This is a genomic window from Haematospirillum sp. H4485 (genome assembly GCF_012102745.1).
GTDB lineage: Bacteria > Pseudomonadota > Alphaproteobacteria > Rhodospirillales > Rhodospirillaceae > Haematospirillum.
In genome coordinates this window covers 285,099-300,868 of sequence record NZ_JAAVSY010000001.1, presented here as the reverse complement: position 1 = coordinate 300,868, position 15,770 = coordinate 285,099, and the positions used below count along the sequence as shown (strand labels likewise).

The window sequence follows — 15,770 nt, the reverse complement described above, 5'->3', positions numbered from 1 at the left end:
TAGGAGAGCATCCTCTGGAACAGTGCAGGAAAAGGGATGCTATTTCCATGGCTACACATAACAACACAGCCCGGCACGTTCATATTATCGGCGGTGGACTGGCTGGATGCGAAGCCGCCTGGCAGCTGGCCAATGCCGGTGTTTCAGTTGTTATCCATGAAATGCGTCCACAAACTACAACCAACGCTCACCAAACAGATCAGCTTGCCGAGCTGGTCTGCTCGAACTCTTTTCGCTCTGATGATGCCCTGTACAATGCCGTAGGTCTTTTGCACGAAGAAATGCGGCGCTGCTCATCCCTGATCATGGAAGCAGCAGATCACACAAAAGTACCAGCTGGTGGCGCCTTGGCTGTCGACAGGGAAGCCTTCTCCACATTCATTACCAAACGTGTACAGGCTCATCCGGATATACGTGTCGAGCGTACCGAACTACGTACACTTCCTCCGGAAACGTGGGGCCAAACAATCATTGCAACAGGCCCCCTGACCTCATCACCCTTGGCAGAAGCAATTCGCACCGCCACGGGTGAGGAATCCTTGTCCTTCTTTGATGCCATTGCTCCAATTGTGCATAAGGATTCTATTGATCTATCAAAGGCATGGTTCCAGTCACGCTATGACAAGGGCACCGGAACAGATTATATAAACTGCCCCATGACGCGCGAAGAATATGAAGCATTTCTGGATGCTCTTCTGGCAGCCGAAAAAACAGAATTCAAGTATTGGGAAAAAGACACACCGTATTTTGAAGGCTGCCTGCCCATTGAAGTTATGGCTGAACGTGGACGACAAACGCTTCTTTACGGCCCTATGAAACCCGTTGGACTGACCAACCCCCACACACCCGGACAGAAGCCTTACGCTGTTGTGCAGCTGAGGCAAGATAATGCCTTGGGCACAATCTACAACATCGTCGGTTTCCAGACCAAACTGAAGTACGGAGAACAAAGCCGTGTCTTCAGGATGATACCCGGGCTTGAAAACGCCGAATTCGCACGGCTGGGCGGCATTCATCGAAACACATTCTTGAACAGCCCCCGCCTTCTGGACCATAAACTGCGCCTGAGAAATAGGCCGGACATCCGCTTTGCCGGACAAATTACAGGCTGCGAAGGCTATGTCGAGAGCGCTGCTGTTGGGCTAATGGCAGGGCTTTTTGCCGCTGCCGATGCCTTGGGCAAACACCTTGACTCCCCCCCCATCACAACCGCGATGGGGTCCATGCTTGCCCATATCACCGGGGGCGCTGTTTCAGATACCTATCAGCCCATGAATATCAACTTCGGTCTTTTCCCGGAGCTGACCGATGATCGCGATGCGAGAGGCAAGAAAATCAAGGGACGGGAACGCAAGCCCCTGTATGCACAACGCGCACTGGCCGATCTTGACGCATGGCGGAAAGGTGACCTCTTTTCATAAAGTCTCTACGGCGTCGCAGAGCGAAAAGCTTCGGCAATTTCGTTCCAGAGCATACGGCTCTGGGCTGCTATCAGGAACCCCTGATGGATACTCGGACTATACGGACTGCCATCCATGAACCTGCTAATACCCCCAGCCTCTTCATACAGCAGAACCCCGGCTGCATGATCCCATGGGGCAAGCCTTCGGAAAGCAGCAAACTCTATACGCCCCGAGATCAGCGCCATATAATCATGGGCGGCACTTCCATGACGAATGTTATGAGCAAAGCGCCCCTGAAGGGACTTGGGCGTATTGGCCCCCGGTGATCCCGTGCGTTCCAACAAGGGACGATCATGCGGCTCTAACCGAACCCTGACGCCATTACGGATCACGCCATTGCCACGATACCCACACAGGATGACATCGTTAACAGGATCGTGCAGCCATCCCGCCATGGTTACACCATCACGGACCAAGGCAACAACCGTTGCAAAAACAGGATTTCCACTAACAAAATTGGCCGTACCATCCAAAGGGTCAACAACCCACACAAGCGGTGCCGTTCCAATAGCCCGTATCAAATCGGGATCGGCATGACAGCCTTCCTCACCAACAACCATAGATTCCGGCATAATTTCCGTCAGCAAGACCGAGAGCCTCTGCTCGGCCAAGATATCAGCTTCCGTTACCAGATCATTAGCTGATGTCTTGCTTTGCACCTGATTTGCGGACAGCGCACGGAAACGGGGCAGGATTTCTGTCTTAGCAGTGTCCCGGATAATATCTGATACGAGGGCCAGAAAAGCATCGTCCATTTCATAGGTATACCCCATAGATCAAGGAGTAACCAGCACAATGGGACCTGCCCGGATGCCCATGTCAATCGGGAAGACTTGTTGTCCTGGTCGCCAAACGTCCAGCATCAGCAGGATCAAGCCGTACGATAAGACGCACTCCCTCTTCATGGTCTTCGCGGCTCAGAACCTCTCCCCTTCGATAGATCCACGCTAGTATTTTTCCATCAGAAGGCGGAACAACAAGCTCTACAGCCACACGTGCCAAGGCAAGACAATCGTCAATACGGCGCAGAACATTGTCCACACCATCCCCGGACAAGGCTGACAAAAGAAGTGCGCCTGTGTCCGGATCAATGGAGGATTCCACAAGAAGATCCGCCTTGTTAAGAACCTCAACAACGCTATCCCCGACAGCGGGATCCAGACCCAGTTCATCACGCAGAACCTTCTCAACATCCAGTTTCTGGGATTCACTGTCTGGATGCGCATAATCGCGGACATGCAGGATCAGGTCAGCCTCAAGAACCTCTTCCAGCGTGGCATGGAACGCAGCGACCAACTCATGCGGAAGATCAGAGACAAAACCAACTGTGTCCGACAAAATCACTGTCCGCCCAGATGGCAACTGCAAAGCCCGCATGGTTGGATCCAGCGTTGCAAACAGCTGGTTTTCTGCCATAACGGCAGCATGGGTCATCTGGTTAAAAAGCGTGGACTTTCCCGCATTTGTATACCCGACAAGGGCAATGATGGGAAAAGGTGTCCTCTTCCGCGCTTTACGATGAAGAGCCCGGGTCCTCTTGACAGACTCAAGATCTTTCTTCAGGCGGACAATACGGTCGCCGATAAGACGACGATCAATCTCGATCTGACTTTCCCCCGGCCCCCCCATAAAACCAAAGCCGCCCCTTTGCCGCTCCAGGTGCGTCCAAGAACGGACAAGGCGCGATTTCTGATACTCCAGATGGGCCAGCTCAACCTGTAACTGACCTTCACGAGTTCGTGCACGGGCACCAAAGATCTCCAGAATAAGTCCAGTACGATCAATGACCTTGGTTCCCCACGCCTTCTCAAGATTTCGCTGCTGAACAGGAGACAGACGCGCATCAACAATGACGATATCCACGTCCAGATCAGCGAGGACAGGGGCAAGACGCTCGACCAATCCCCCCCCTATATAGGTGGCTGGCCTGATGGCACTGACCAAGGCGACCTCGGACAGGACAATATCCAGATCAATAGCCTTGGCGAGGCCAACAGCCTCGGCCAGCCGGGCCTCTGGAGTGCGCACACCACTCGCTGTCTTTTTTAAAAACGGACACAGAACAGCTGATTTACTACGCCAGGAAACAGCAGGATGATCAGAATCCATAGCGTACGAAGCGCAAGACTGGCTCACTCTTGTTCATCTTCAGGCTTAGGCTCGAAAAGCTGCACGGGACCACCCGGCATTACGGTGGAAACAGCGTGCTTGTATATCAGCTGGGTATGGCCATCCCGGCGAAGCAGAAGGCAGAAATTGTCAAAGCAGCTTACAATACCTTGCAACTTCACTCCGTTAACGAGGTAAACAGTAACCGGAACTTTTGCCTTGCGGATATGGTTCAGGAAAACATCCTGTATATTCTGGGATTTTTCGCTGGGCATGACAGTCATGACCTTTCCACTTTTTGTTGCCCCTTCATCAGGGGGGACCGTCCTTCGGTCGGGTCTCCTTCGTTATCATCTATTTTCGTTGCTGGGAACAGCAAGAGTACGCAAGGCATCAAGAAATTCCCCGCAGCTACCATAAATGCCCTGCGGTGCCCACGACAAAAGGTCACCAACCAAAGGTCCGTGGTGGTGAAGAAGAAAGGGCGTACAGCCTGATTCCCTGGCACATTGCATATCGATAGCATGATCACCAACAAACCAGATATCCTGTCCGGGTTTCAGGCCCGATCCCTGCAGGGCATGCAAAATGTGTTCAATATTAGGCTTGTCGGCTTTTGCATCACCCGCCCCGGCCACCTGATGGAACAAGCCCCCCCATCCCAAATGCTCTACCTCGATCCGTAACAGATCCCCAGTCTTGTTACTGACAATACCAACCCATACTCCCATGCCGCATATATGTCGCACCAAGGCTTCCGCATGGGGAAGAGGCGTCAGCATATCCAAATGGCATGACCGGAAAGATTCATAAAAGACACTTTCGGCCTCCCTCCATCGCTTTCCAAAAAGGCCGGGGAAACTTTCGCGCAGCGAACGGGAAATGCGTGTCATACCCTCTTCACGGGTCCAAGCATCGTGCTCCATATGGACCAAGGTCATATTCATGGCCTTCAGGATGCACGGCCACGTATCAACCAACGTGTTATCCCAGTCAAAGAGTACAGCCCGCGGCGGGGATACAACAGGCAAAGGATCCATCATGACCTTCATCTCATGGCACAGAGCTGCGAATACTCAGAAATATTCCAAGCGAACAGAGAACATCTTCTCAACCTTCTTGACGGCATCCGCAACAGCAAACAGCACCACCCTGTCACCACCCTGAACAACGGTATTGCCACGGGGCATGATAACCTGTTCTCCTCGTACGACAGCCCCGAGCATAACCCCTGGAGGCAGCTTGAAATCGCGCAAGGATTTGCCCACCAAGGGGGATGTATCGACGGCAACAGCTTCAATGACCTCTCCAAACCCTTCCTGAAGGGAATGGACGGCATGGATCCGCCCCCGACGGACATGAAGCAGAATGCTTGAAACCGTAATACCACGCGGATTGACAACAACATCAACACCCAAAGGCCCCGCCAAACCGCCGTATGTCGTTTTATTGAGCAGAGCGATGGTTCTCTCCGCGCCATAGCGCTTGGCAAGCATAGCCGAAAGAATATTTGTTTCATCATCGTTGGTCAGCGCAATAACGGTTTCAACGCGACTGACACCGGCTTCTTTCAGAATTTCAGGATCCAGGACATCCCCATTGATAACGGTTGCCCGGCTCAGGGTTCTGGCAATGTATTCCGCCCTGTCCTTGTGCAATTCAACCATACGCAAGGATATGTCCGGGTGATCCTGCTCAATCTGCTGGGCCAGAAACAGGGCAATATTCCCGCCACCCAGTATCAGAATGCGGCGGGCCTGCGGTGCTTCTTGGCCAAAGGCGGCCAAGGCGCGACCCACATGCTCGGTCGCCACGACAAAATAGACAATATCCCCTTCAAGCATTTGATCTTCTGCAGAAGGTACAATCGGGCGATCATTGCGGATGATGCCAACAATAACCAGATGCAAATCCGGGAACAGTGCCGAAAGCTGGCGCAAGGGCGTATGCAGAACCGGGGTATCCGGTGTACAACGCACCCCCAGAAGCTGAACCTTGTTGTCAACAAGCGGGATAATGTCTGTCGTTCCCGGCACCTGCAACCGACGGGCAATCGCACGGGCGACCTCAATCTCCGGGCTGATAATCACATCGATAGGCAAATCATTGTGATTAAACAAATTGCCCCACATGGGATCCAGATAGGACTGGCTCCGTACACGGGCAATCTTGGTCGGAACAGAAAACAGGGAATGCGCAACCTGGCAAGCAACCATGTTCACTTCATCAACAGCCGTTACCGCAATCAGCAGACTGGCATCACGGGCACCCGCCTGTTCGAGGATCTCGGGATAAGAGGCGTGACCAACCACGGCCTTTACGTCCAGTGTGTCCTGTATTTTGCGTATCAATTCCGGTCGCTGGTCAACAACGGTAATATCGTTGTCCTTCTCGGCAGCCAGATAATGCGCAATGTTGTGACCCACTTGGCCAGCGCCGCAAATAATAACCTTCATGGTCAACAGTCTCCGCCGTCCTGGACAAGCCAACTGATAAGGGCTACAGGGCCCTTACCTTCTCCTCGCTGGACACCCCGAGATTCTTCAACTTCCGATGAAGAGCAGAACGTTCCATGCCAACGAATTCAGCCGTTCGCGAGATATTGCCGTTAAAACGGGTAACCTGGGCCAGCAGGTACTCCCGCTCAAACATCTCACGGGCGTCACGCAGAGGCAATGACATGATTTCAGCCGATCCTTCAAGCCGTAACAAGACCTCCGGCACAATCAGGCTAATTTCAGCCGGCAACATATCAGCACGAATCACCTCCTCGTTATCTCCGGGAGCCATGATCAACAGCCAATCAATCACATTGCGCAGTTGCCTGACATTGCCTGGCCAATCATAGGATTGCAGCACAGCCATGGCATCATCACCGATACACCTAGGTAGAGCACCAGTGCTACGGGCAGCCTGCTCCATGATAACACGTGACAGAACCGGAATGTCCTCCCGCCTGTCCTGCAGGGCTGGAACATGTATTGGCACAACACTCAGACGATAATACAGATCTTCACGGAATTCGCCTTGCGCAATGGACAGGCGCAAATCACGGGTGGTCGTGGCAATAACCCGAACATCGACCGCTACCTTCTTGGTTCCACCCACGCGTTCGAATGTCTGCTCTTGCAAAACACGGACAATCTTTCCCTGTGTTTCCAATGGCATGTCACCAATCTCATCCAGAAGCAGGGTGCCCCCGTCTGCCTGCTCGAACACGCCAATCTTTCGGGATGCTTGCTCTCCCTCATACCCTCTTTCGGTCCCGAAAAGCTCTATCTCCATTCGGTCCGGGTGCATGGTGGCACAGTTTACGCAGACAAATGGAGCATCTGCACGGCGGGAATGAGCATGTATCAGCCGGGCCACCACTTCCTTGCCGGATCCAGCTTGTCCAACGATCAGAACCCTTGACCCCGATGGAGCAACGCGGGCAATCGCCTGTCGAACATGCATAATAGCCATCGACGTCCCATGCAAATCAGATGGAACAGAAATAGCACTCTTCAGCTGCTGATTTTCCATCCGCAGGCGGGCAGCCTCAAAGGCCCGCTCGACAACCAGCAAAAGCCGGTCTGTCTTGAATGGTTTCTCGATAAAGTCATAGGCACCGTTACGAATGGCAGAAACAGCTGTTTCTATTGTCCCGTGGCCTGAAATCATAACAACGGGAACCAAAGGATAATCACGGCGCAGAACATCAAGAAGCTGGAGACCATCCATTCCGGAGCCTTCCAGCCATATATCGAGGATAATCAACCCCGGAGCCTTATCGGCCACAGACAGCAGAGCTTCGTCGGTGCTGCCGGCACCTCGGGTCACATACCCCTCATCCTCCAGAATTCCTGACAGAACTGTCCGAATATCAGCTTCATCATCAACGATCAGGATATCACGTGCCATGAAACCAACGTGCTGCCTTATGCCTGAAAATCTGAAATGTGCTCCGGATCAAACAGAAACACCATCCTGTACTACAGCAGACTGCACTGCAAACAGCATCGAAATCTGTGCTCCTCCGTCAGAAGCATCTTCAAGTAACAGATCACCACCGTGATCTTCCAGAATTTTTTTGACAATAGCCAAACCAAGCCCCGTTCCTTTGGATCGCGTCGTGACATAGGGCTCAACCAAACGCTCCCGGTTGGCCTTGGGCAACCCACGCCCATTGTCTGTAACCGATGCCCTGATGACGCCACCCTGCTCCCGAAGAGAGACGATTATACAGCCAGGATCCGTTGGATTATCCCGTGATTCAATAGCTTCAACCGCATTCTTTATAATATTTGTCAATGCTTGCCCAACCTGACGCGTGTCACACAAAACAACAACCTCTTCTTCCGGAATATCCAGCACAAAACGAATAGAAGGATAAGCCGTTTGTTGGAGAAAACTATACTGCCTTATGATTTCACAAAGATTTTCATCCTTCATAACAGGATGAGGCATCCGTGCAAAGGCCGAGAATTCATCAACCATCTGTCCTATATCACCCACATGGCGAATAATGGTATCTGTGCACTGCACAAAGACATCCTGCCCCTCTTCTATCTGTTTGAGATAACGCCGTTTCAGGCGCTCTGCAGAGAGCTGTATAGGAGTCAGGGGATTTTTGATTTCATGCGCTATACGACGAGCAATATCCGCCCAGGCTGCAGTCCGCTGTGCCGCTTGCAAAAGCGTAATGTCATCAAAGGTAATGACATTACCAATAACCCTGGAATCAACATACTCGGCGCTGACCCTGACCAAAAAGGTCAAATCCTTTCCCCCACGGCTCAGAACCATTTCGCGCTGGATTGACTGCCCCTCGCACAGAATCTCCTTTTCGGGAAGAAGAGGAGAAAACTCAGGAATAACAATAGAAATATGCTGGCCTTCCAACGAAGAAACAGCCGGAAGATCCAGAAGAGTCTGCGCCGAACGATTGACCAGAGTCACGAAACCATCGGGAGACGTTGATATAACGCCGGCTGAAACCCCCTCCAGAACAGTCTCGGTAAACCGTTTCCGCTCATCCAGGGTTCTGTTCGCCTCCAGAAGTTCTTTCTGCTGGGCTGTGATACGAGCGGTCATCCTGTTAAAGGCACGGGACAAGGCCGCAACTTCATCAGAAGCATCAATCTCCGAAACACGTACGGCCATATCACCAACAGATACACGCTCGCTGGCATTAATCAGTTCCACTATGGGCATGGCCCACCGATTGGCCAAGTTCAAGCCAACCCAAACGGCAGCCAACAGGAGCAAAAGTGATACCACGATGAAAACCAAGGAAAAACGCAACTCAAGCTCAGCCCGACCGGACTGCATCCGTTGGTACTGCTGCACGGCATTGTCTGTATTGTCGATGTGCCGAATGACATCGGTATCAACAAAACGACCAACGTACAGAAATATCTCGGGCAGGGTATCAAGACGCACCAAGGCACGAACCCTGTCTTCATTCTCACCTGTCAGGACCGCAACTTCACCCTGATCTGCTTTCTCCAGCGCCCAGAGGGGAACATCCTCGAACTGAAGGGAAAACGTATACCCCGCCCGCGCACCAACTTTACCGCTGCGCTCAAACAAGACAGCCTCTGTCAATCCACGCACATAAACCTGGGTCTGCAGATAGCGCGACTGGTCATCGGGATTTTGTAGAAGCCTTTCCCAGTTGCGCTGGATATCACCAGCAACAACCAATGCCTGACCAGCTATGGCTTGGCGATGCTCGTCCAGATAAGCCTGCGCAACAGCCTGGCTCTCGGACAGGACCGTCTGAACCCGTTCCCCAAACCAGAACTGAACCCCAAGGTTAAAAAACAGGGCTGAAAAGACAGCGACCAGAATTGTCGGGGTAATCGCTACGGCACCAAAAAGCCCAACCAGACGCAGATGAAGTCTTGATCCTGCTCCTCCGGTTCGGCGTGCAAGCCATAACGCAACGATGCTGCGAATAACCAGCGCTGACAGCACCAGAAGAAGAATAAGGTCAAGATTCAACAAGACGGATAAGGCGTGCCCCCCATCTGGAACCGGTTCCCAGAATCCGGCAAGAACAGCCCATGTTGCCGCACCAAAGACCAAGGCTGCCGCACCAAGAAGAACGGCAAGCCTTCTTGCCACACCCCCCTGGCGCAACCAAGCATAAAAACGCATGACGGAACCATCTTGTACAGGCTGATTCATACAGATCCCCTGACTGGACTGATGGACAAGGCCCTGATTTTCTTGCGCAGTGTATTGCGATTCAGCCCCAGCAAGGCAGCAGCCCGGATTTGGTTACCACCTGTGACATCCAGAGCAAGCGTCAACAAGGGACGCTCGAACTCAGAGAGCAAGCGGTTGTATAAACCGGCTGGGGGCAACCCGTCCTTATGCACGGCAAAGTAGGCTGCCAAACTCCGCTGTACGGCTTCGGCCAGTCCTTCAACCTGAACAGCAGCACGCTCTTCCGCCCCATGGCAGGAAGGCAAGACCGAAGCGCTTTCTTCAGAAGAATCCCTATTGGGCATACCGCTTGCAGCGTCGGACGAAGACAATCCATCTACAGGGCAAGCACGTGAAACCACCGAGATACTATCCTCTCATATCAAGAGACCAACGGAATAAACTTTCTACACCTTCCGGATACGGGCAAGGCTCGGATATCAAGCTGCCAATGGCGCTTTGTCAATAACCTGCTCAAAAAAGAGCGATATGGACAGCAAAGCTTCCCGAACCTCTGTCAAAGCATTAAAGGACTCCCGGAAGGCAGAAGCACCGGGAAGGCCTGCCACCCCCCACGCGACGTGCTTGCGGGCAATACGCAAGCCAACATCCAGACCATAATGGGCAATAATATCGCTATAGTGCTCAAGCAAAAGATCCCGACGCTCGGAAAGAGAAGGGGAAACAACCGGACTCCCGCCCTGTAAGGCACGTGCCAGCTCCCCTGGTAGCCATGGCCTGCCCTGCGCCCCTCGCCCAACCATAATGGCCGCAGCGCCCGATTGAGCCAAAGCGGCCTGTGCAGTGCCCAAGTCAATAATGTCACCATTCACCACGACGGGTAGATCTACTGCCTCGACCACAGGACGAATGGCAGACCAATCAGCCTTTCCCGTGTACATCTGACACCGGGTTCGTCCATGCACTGTGATCATCGCAATACCGCTTTCGCGCGCTATCTGCGCCATACGAACCACGTTCTGCGTCCCGGAATCCCAGCCAAGGCGCATTTTAACCGACACCGGCGTCGCAACTGCGCGGACAACAGCCTCCATGATAGCCCCAGCCAAGGCTTCATCACGCATCAGGGCAGACCCCGCGTGCCCTTTGACAACCTTCTTCACCGGGCACCCCATGTTGATGTCAATCAGGGCAGCCCCCCTGTCTTCGTTCATTCTGGCAGCCTCTGCCATAACCGCAGGCTCATTTCCTGCAAGTTGCACAGCCATAGGGTGCTCACCCTGACAGGCCGTGCTCATACGCAAGGTATCCCGATGAGCACGGATCATCTGGGCGCTGGCAATCATCTCCGAAAAAACAAGGCCAGCCCCGTACCGTTTGACCAGACGCCTGAAAGGCTGATCAGTTACCCCTGACATAGGGGCAAGAAGAACCGGCGACACCGCATCAAGACGGCCAATCCGCAAAGGATCGAGGGTATTGTTCATGAATTCAGGCTTTTTCCGTATTGCCCTGTAATGTACCGACAAGACCCGGCCCAAGATCAGAGCAAAGCTTGGGACACAAACTTGACCCCAGGCCAGGCCAAAGTCAAAAAAAGCCACGCCAACAACACAAGACGCGCAGCGACCCGCCCTCTTGTACCACTGACAAAACGGGCCACAATCAGGGTCATAACCGTTACAAACGTCAGGATACTCAAGATGCTCTTGTGATTGAAATCAAGCAGCGTCCTGTGTCCAAGCCAATTTACAGCAAGTCCTGAACATAAGCCAAGGCCAAGAACAAGCCCACCCTGAAGCAGCATGGCCAAGGACAGCGACTCGCTCTCGGCAACGGAAGGCAGCTTCCGGGTCAACATGTTTGGTGACTTATGCTTTAGTGCCCGCTCCTGCAAAAAGGCCGACAAGGCCGCAACCGCCGCAAATGTAAGAAGAGCGTAAGATAGAATGCCAACAAATACATGCAGAAAAAACCATGCCCCTTCGCCATCCGTCGCAGACACAACAGGAAAGGAAACATGTTTTTCCCCAAACAGAAGGTGGAACAAGGTTGCCGCCCCACCCAGCAATAGAAGGTAGGGGGCCAGAAGAAACAGCAAGCGCCACCCTTGCCGCAAGACCAAGGCCCCAAAAATAAACAAGACCAAGGTCGCCGTAATTGTCACCCAGAGGGAGAAAGAAAATCCCTCGCCAAGGCCATACTGATAAAATTCAACGGCCTGGGCACCTGACCCAAATACAGCAAGCCCTAAAGCTCCCCAGAATGCAGAATCACGCCCTCCCCCATGCCGGAAGACCAGAAGAGCGGCAGGGACAAGGGTAAAAAGAGCCGGAAGTCCATAGAGAGGTATTGCTGACATGGCCGTGATCATACCTGCTTCAGTGCAGAACTCAATCCCGGCAACACGGATAAAGATCTAAAGGAACGTTGACAACTCCTGGCGATGGTCCAGAAGGTTGCGCGCACTCAGCCAAAGATCAAGAGCCCTGCTGGCTTCAACCCACAGCGCCTCTCCTTCTGCAGCCATTGCACGCGCCTGCGCAACATCACCACCCAAGGCAAGATCTTCTATATCCCGCCCCAGTTTCATAAGCCTGGAAAAACCGAAGTTGCTGGCGGCCCCGGCAAGCTTGTGCCCTGAACGCGCAAGCAGATCTGGATCGGACACCCCCAAAGCAACAGAAAGCTCGGATACCGCATTATCCATACTCCGTCGCCCCAGCCCCAGAATAGCCTTGAAGCTTTCCGTACCCAAGGCAGACAGCCTGTCTGCAATGAATCCTTCATCCAGGGAAGGCGAAGCCGTGGATGAAAAAACTCCCCCGGCAGAAACAGTGTCATCTGTGGAACCCGATGACTGTATGGAGCACAACGCCTGTCGGAATGATTCTATGCGTATAGGCTTGGCTACAACACCATTCATGCCAGCAGCCCTGTAGCGCTTCACATCATCTTCAAAGACGTTTGCCGTCAACGCCAGGACAGGAATTTGCGCCCGCACGGGATCATCAAGGGCACGAATGCGACGTACAGCCTCAACGCCATCAATATCAGGAAGACGAATGTCCATGAGCACAAGGTCGAAGCATCCCTGCGATACGGCATCAACGCCATCCTTACCTGTAGAAGCAACGGATACGCGGTGGCCTTCACGCTCCAGAAACATAACCGCAACCCTTTGGTTTACCTCGACATCCTCAACCAAAAGAATATCAAGAGGCTCCCCTCGCCCCGGTTGGGGGGCCATTGTATCCGGACCAGCTGATACATCCATACTGCCCATGACATAGGTTTCCCGTTCTGTAGGCTTCCCTGCCGTCATAAAAGACAAGGGTGCGATACTTTGCTCGTATAACCGGCGAGCTATACCAGTTTCACGGACAATGGTACCGTCTGCGGCGCGTTCACGAACCAGTGAGAGTTCGATTGTGGCCACCCTGACATCATCAATCTGAACGCGTACTGTATGGCGGGTTTCGTCCCATGATGGATCATCAAGAGAATGAATGAGTTGCGGACGATCTTCTTCGGTAACTCTAAAGACAAAATCCCTCAGTCCTGCAGGCTTTGCACCATCACGGAATCCCCAGATTGTCTCCAGTCCTGCTGACCAACGGGTTTTCCCGGTAGCCGAGGATGTTTCATACCATCCCGTTGCCGTACACTCCTCCATATGCCGCAACCGGTCCTGTAGCTCAGAGACAAGGGCCTTTTGTGCGGAAAGATCCATTTGCGCCTTTTTCTCTGCTTCTGTGCTGCGCAATAAGACCTGAAAGAGCTTGGCTCCCTCCTCGTGTACAACCGATATAGAACAGTTTGCTGGCACAACGCGCCCATCACGATTACGCAGATGGATCTCGAAACGGCGCGTACCACCCCACTCAACCTCTTCGTCATGCTCCAGATGTCTCAAGGCATGCAGGAAGCGCTCTGCCCACTCTCCCGAAAGAAGGGAAATGGCTGAACGCCCAACAACTTCCGGCGCACTCCAACCGAAGAGAACCTCGGCACCCCCCTCGTAACGAAGAATCCTGGCCTCAGAGTCCAAGGTCAGAACAGCTTCCGGTATATGTTTAAGAAAATTGTCAATACGGATATGCAAACTATTGATTTTAGAGGATGTATCCTTGATACGCTGTTCAAGAATTGCACGCAGGTCAAGAAGGTGTCGCAGCTCCAGTTTTCGACTGCGACGGCTTCGTCTCATGTCACGCGCCGAAAGAGCACCACACACCAGAGCACTTCCCCCCAGCGACAAAGCCAGAAGCGAGGTATCGCGGCCACCGCTCCATCCGGAAACCAAATCATTGACAAGGGAGAGAATAACGCTGGCTCCACACAGGATAACCAAGGCCGGACGAAGCCTCTCCCCTCCCCGACCCAGACCGACCTCCAGAATACCGATGGCAAAGCCAGCAAGGCAGAAGACACTGACAATGGTGTGCAAGATCAGAAGGTGATTATAGGGAAGGAAAAAAGCAGACAGAAAAATTGCCAACACAAGGGCAAAAACAAAAGGAACGATACGATACAAAACGCGGCTGACCACCTGATCGCGGACCAGAAGAAGAAAAAATGCCGGCGCCATGGGCAATAAAGCCAAAGTAAGCCGATCCATAGCCTCCAAGTGGATAAGCAGATGAGGAAAAAACAGGCTGATGTCAGCGAGGTTGATTCCCTGCACCGCAGCAAGAACTGCAAGACCACCAGCATAATGAGAACGACCATAGCGCCCGGATGGTCCAGCCAGCCACAAGGCGAAGCCGAGGCCAAGGCAAAGTCCGGGCACAACAAGTGAAAACAAGGAAAGATCAACGATATACGGGCGCCCCATTGGTACCCTGAATGCCAAAGCAGGAGCAGAATGCACAAGCAGAAGCCCGCCGATGGAACCACAGATCACAAAAAGCAGACGCCTTTTGCTCATGGATGCTTTCCCTCCCGGACAGGCAGCGTAAAACAGCGGTTACGGCAGGCTACAACAAAGTATAGCTGTGCGCGAGCCTGACTATCGGTACCTATCCCTGCCCCCGGCCACTAATTGCTTCCGGGTCAGCCAGAATACCTCCCCGAAACTGCTTTCGGTCTCAACCCACAAGAAGTCAAGATCGGGATACTCCGCCTCAAGAATCTCCCGTCCGGTACCGAACTCGCACAGGATACCGCCTTTTTCAGTCAGATAGTGCGGGCTTTCACGCAAAATCCGGCGAACAAGATCGAGCCCATCTTCACCGGATGCCAAAGCCACAGAGGGCTCGTGCCGAAATTCTGGCGGCAGGGTCTCCATAGAGGAAGCATCAACATACGGCGGGTTCGTCAGTATTACGTCGTATCTTCGTCCTTTTAAGGGAGAGAAGAGATCGCCTTCAAACAGACGAATACGCTCCTCGAAAGCATAGTCTTTTACATTACGCCGGGCGACAGACAAGGCATCAGGAGACAGATCCACCGCATCAATGTCTGCTTCAGGAAAAACATGGGCAGCAAGAATTGCCAGGCAGCCTGAGCCGGTACACAAATCAAGAACATGGACTGGTTCAGTCGGATCATCAACCAAGGCCAGCCCTTCCCCGGAAAAAATGCCCGAAAACAGGATTTCACCAATGTAGGAGCGCGGAACAATCACACGTTCATCAACATAAAAGGGAAAACCCTGAATATAAGCGCGATTAAGAAGATAGGACGCCGGCTTTCTGGTCTTTACCCGGGCCTCTATCAAACCGGCAAGGCGGGTTCTTTCTGGTGTGGCCAGCCTGGCATCAAGATAAGGTTCAAGCTGGTCAACAGGCAGCCGCAGGGCCTCCAGAACCATAAAAACAGCCTCGTCCCACGCTGAAGTGGTTCCGTGGCCATAGCTGAGGTCTGCAGTATTGAACTGGCTGACAGCATGGCGGATAAAATCACGGACTGTCCTGAAATCAGCAACGGCGGTCACGGTGTCGATGCCAGTCATACGATAAAAACTCCCACAAACCCTGAAAATCCAGACAAGAGCACTCTATCTACCAAGGGCGGCAAAGCGATACAATGCGTCCCCGA

13 protein-coding genes are annotated in these 15,770 nt (G+C 52.9%); 1 reads left to right on the top strand and 12 read right to left on the bottom strand.

Going from position 1 to position 15,770, the window contains the following annotated elements:
• Positions 1 to 47 precede the first annotated feature (47 nt).
• A complete protein-coding gene (trmFO, locus tag HEQ61_RS01440) occupies positions 48 to 1,421 on the top strand; it encodes a methylenetetrahydrofolate--tRNA-(uracil(54)-C(5))-methyltransferase (FADH(2)-oxidizing) TrmFO (RefSeq protein WP_168018872.1) in 1,374 nt (457 codons plus the stop codon).
• A 5-nt stretch (positions 1,422 to 1,426) separates the two neighbouring features.
• On the opposite strand, the gene HEQ61_RS01435 is transcribed toward trmFO, so the two are convergent.
• The 12 genes from HEQ61_RS01435 to prmB form a co-directional block, all read right to left on the bottom strand.
• On the bottom strand, positions 1,427 to 2,218 hold the full coding sequence (locus tag HEQ61_RS01435; protein WP_168018871.1) for an inositol monophosphatase family protein: 792 nt from the start codon (positions 2,216 to 2,218) through the stop codon (positions 1,427 to 1,429).
• A gap of 64 nt (positions 2,219 to 2,282) precedes the next feature.
• Positions 2,283 to 3,491, bottom strand: a complete 1,209-nt coding sequence (gene hflX / locus HEQ61_RS01430) for a GTPase HflX (RefSeq protein ID WP_322099162.1) — start codon at positions 3,489 to 3,491, stop codon at positions 2,283 to 2,285.
• Between the two features lie 104 nt (positions 3,492 to 3,595).
• Positions 3,596 to 3,847, bottom strand: a complete 252-nt coding sequence (hfq, locus tag HEQ61_RS01425; protein WP_168019239.1) for an RNA chaperone Hfq — start codon at positions 3,845 to 3,847, stop codon at positions 3,596 to 3,598.
• 75 nt (positions 3,848 to 3,922) lie between these two features.
• On the bottom strand, positions 3,923 to 4,615 hold the full coding sequence (locus tag HEQ61_RS01420; RefSeq protein ID WP_245183043.1) for an HAD family hydrolase: 693 nt from the start codon (positions 4,613 to 4,615) through the stop codon (positions 3,923 to 3,925).
• A 33-nt stretch (positions 4,616 to 4,648) separates the two neighbouring features.
• Positions 4,649 to 6,028, bottom strand: coding sequence for a Trk system potassium transporter TrkA (trkA, locus tag HEQ61_RS01415; protein ID WP_168018869.1), 1,380 nt, complete (start codon positions 6,026 to 6,028; stop codon positions 4,649 to 4,651).
• Positions 6,029 to 6,071: 43 nt separating this feature from the next.
• The gene (locus tag HEQ61_RS01410) at positions 6,072 to 7,475 is read right to left on the bottom strand and encodes a sigma-54-dependent transcriptional regulator (protein ID WP_168018868.1); all 1,404 of its coding nucleotides are present in this window, start codon (positions 7,473 to 7,475) and stop codon (positions 6,072 to 6,074) included.
• A 48-nt stretch (positions 7,476 to 7,523) separates the two neighbouring features.
• Positions 7,524 to 9,746 (bottom strand): sensor histidine kinase NtrY-like, encoded by a 2,223-nt coding sequence (locus tag HEQ61_RS01405; RefSeq protein WP_168018867.1) that lies wholly within the window; start codon positions 9,744 to 9,746, stop codon positions 7,524 to 7,526.
• Positions 9,743 to 10,129 carry a helix-turn-helix domain-containing protein gene (locus HEQ61_RS01400; RefSeq protein WP_415877243.1) on the bottom strand — a complete coding sequence of 129 codons (387 nt, stop codon included), beginning with the start codon at positions 10,127 to 10,129 and terminating at the stop codon, positions 9,743 to 9,745. The genes HEQ61_RS01405 and HEQ61_RS01400 overlap by 4 nt, the downstream gene beginning before the upstream one ends.
• 78 nt (positions 10,130 to 10,207) lie before the next feature.
• On the bottom strand, positions 10,208 to 11,215 hold the full coding sequence (dusB, locus tag HEQ61_RS01395) for a tRNA dihydrouridine synthase DusB (RefSeq protein WP_168018866.1): 1,008 nt from the start codon (positions 11,213 to 11,215) through the stop codon (positions 10,208 to 10,210).
• Positions 11,216 to 11,271: 56 nt separating this feature from the next.
• Complete coding sequence (ccsA, locus tag HEQ61_RS01390; protein WP_168018865.1) at positions 11,272 to 12,090, bottom strand: cytochrome c biogenesis protein CcsA; 819 nt, start codon at positions 12,088 to 12,090, stop codon at positions 11,272 to 11,274.
• Between the two features lie 57 nt (positions 12,091 to 12,147).
• Positions 12,148 to 14,658, bottom strand: a complete 2,511-nt coding sequence (locus tag HEQ61_RS01385; RefSeq protein WP_168018864.1) for a response regulator — start codon at positions 14,656 to 14,658, stop codon at positions 12,148 to 12,150.
• A gap of 81 nt (positions 14,659 to 14,739) precedes the next feature.
• Positions 14,740 to 15,684, bottom strand: a complete 945-nt coding sequence (gene prmB, locus HEQ61_RS01380) for a 50S ribosomal protein L3 N(5)-glutamine methyltransferase (protein WP_209315578.1) — start codon at positions 15,682 to 15,684, stop codon at positions 14,740 to 14,742.
• Positions 15,685 to 15,770 lie beyond the last annotated feature (86 nt).

Excerpts from the sequence above, each read along its gene's own strand:
- HEQ61_RS01435 (WP_168018871.1), bottom strand. The coding sequence starts at position 2,218 with ATGGACGATGCTTTTCTGGCCCTCGTATCAGATATTATCCGGGACACT.
- HEQ61_RS01410 (WP_168018868.1), bottom strand. The coding sequence starts at position 7,475 with ATGGCACGTGATATCCTGATCGTTGATGATGAAGCTGATATTCGGACA.
- trkA (WP_168018869.1), bottom strand. The coding sequence starts at position 6,028 with ATGAAGGTTATTATTTGCGGCGCTGGCCAAGTGGGTCACAACATTGCG.
- dusB (WP_168018866.1), bottom strand. The coding sequence starts at position 11,215 with ATGAACAATACCCTCGATCCTTTGCGGATTGGCCGTCTTGATGCGGTG.
- HEQ61_RS01405 (WP_168018867.1), bottom strand. The coding sequence starts at position 9,746 with ATGAATCAGCCTGTACAAGATGGTTCCGTCATGCGTTTTTATGCTTGG.
- prmB (WP_209315578.1), bottom strand. The coding sequence starts at position 15,684 with ATGACTGGCATCGACACCGTGACCGCCGTTGCTGATTTCAGGACAGTC.
- hfq (WP_168019239.1), bottom strand. The coding sequence starts at position 3,847 with ATGCCCAGCGAAAAATCCCAGAATATACAGGATGTTTTCCTGAACCAT.
- trmFO (WP_168018872.1), top strand. The coding sequence starts at position 48 with ATGGCTACACATAACAACACAGCCCGGCACGTTCATATTATCGGCGGT.
- HEQ61_RS01385 (WP_168018864.1), bottom strand. The coding sequence starts at position 14,658 with ATGAGCAAAAGGCGTCTGCTTTTTGTGATCTGTGGTTCCATCGGCGGG.
- ccsA (WP_168018865.1), bottom strand. The coding sequence starts at position 12,090 with ATGTCAGCAATACCTCTCTATGGACTTCCGGCTCTTTTTACCCTTGTC.
- HEQ61_RS01420 (WP_245183043.1), bottom strand. The coding sequence starts at position 4,615 with ATGATGGATCCTTTGCCTGTTGTATCCCCGCCGCGGGCTGTACTCTTT.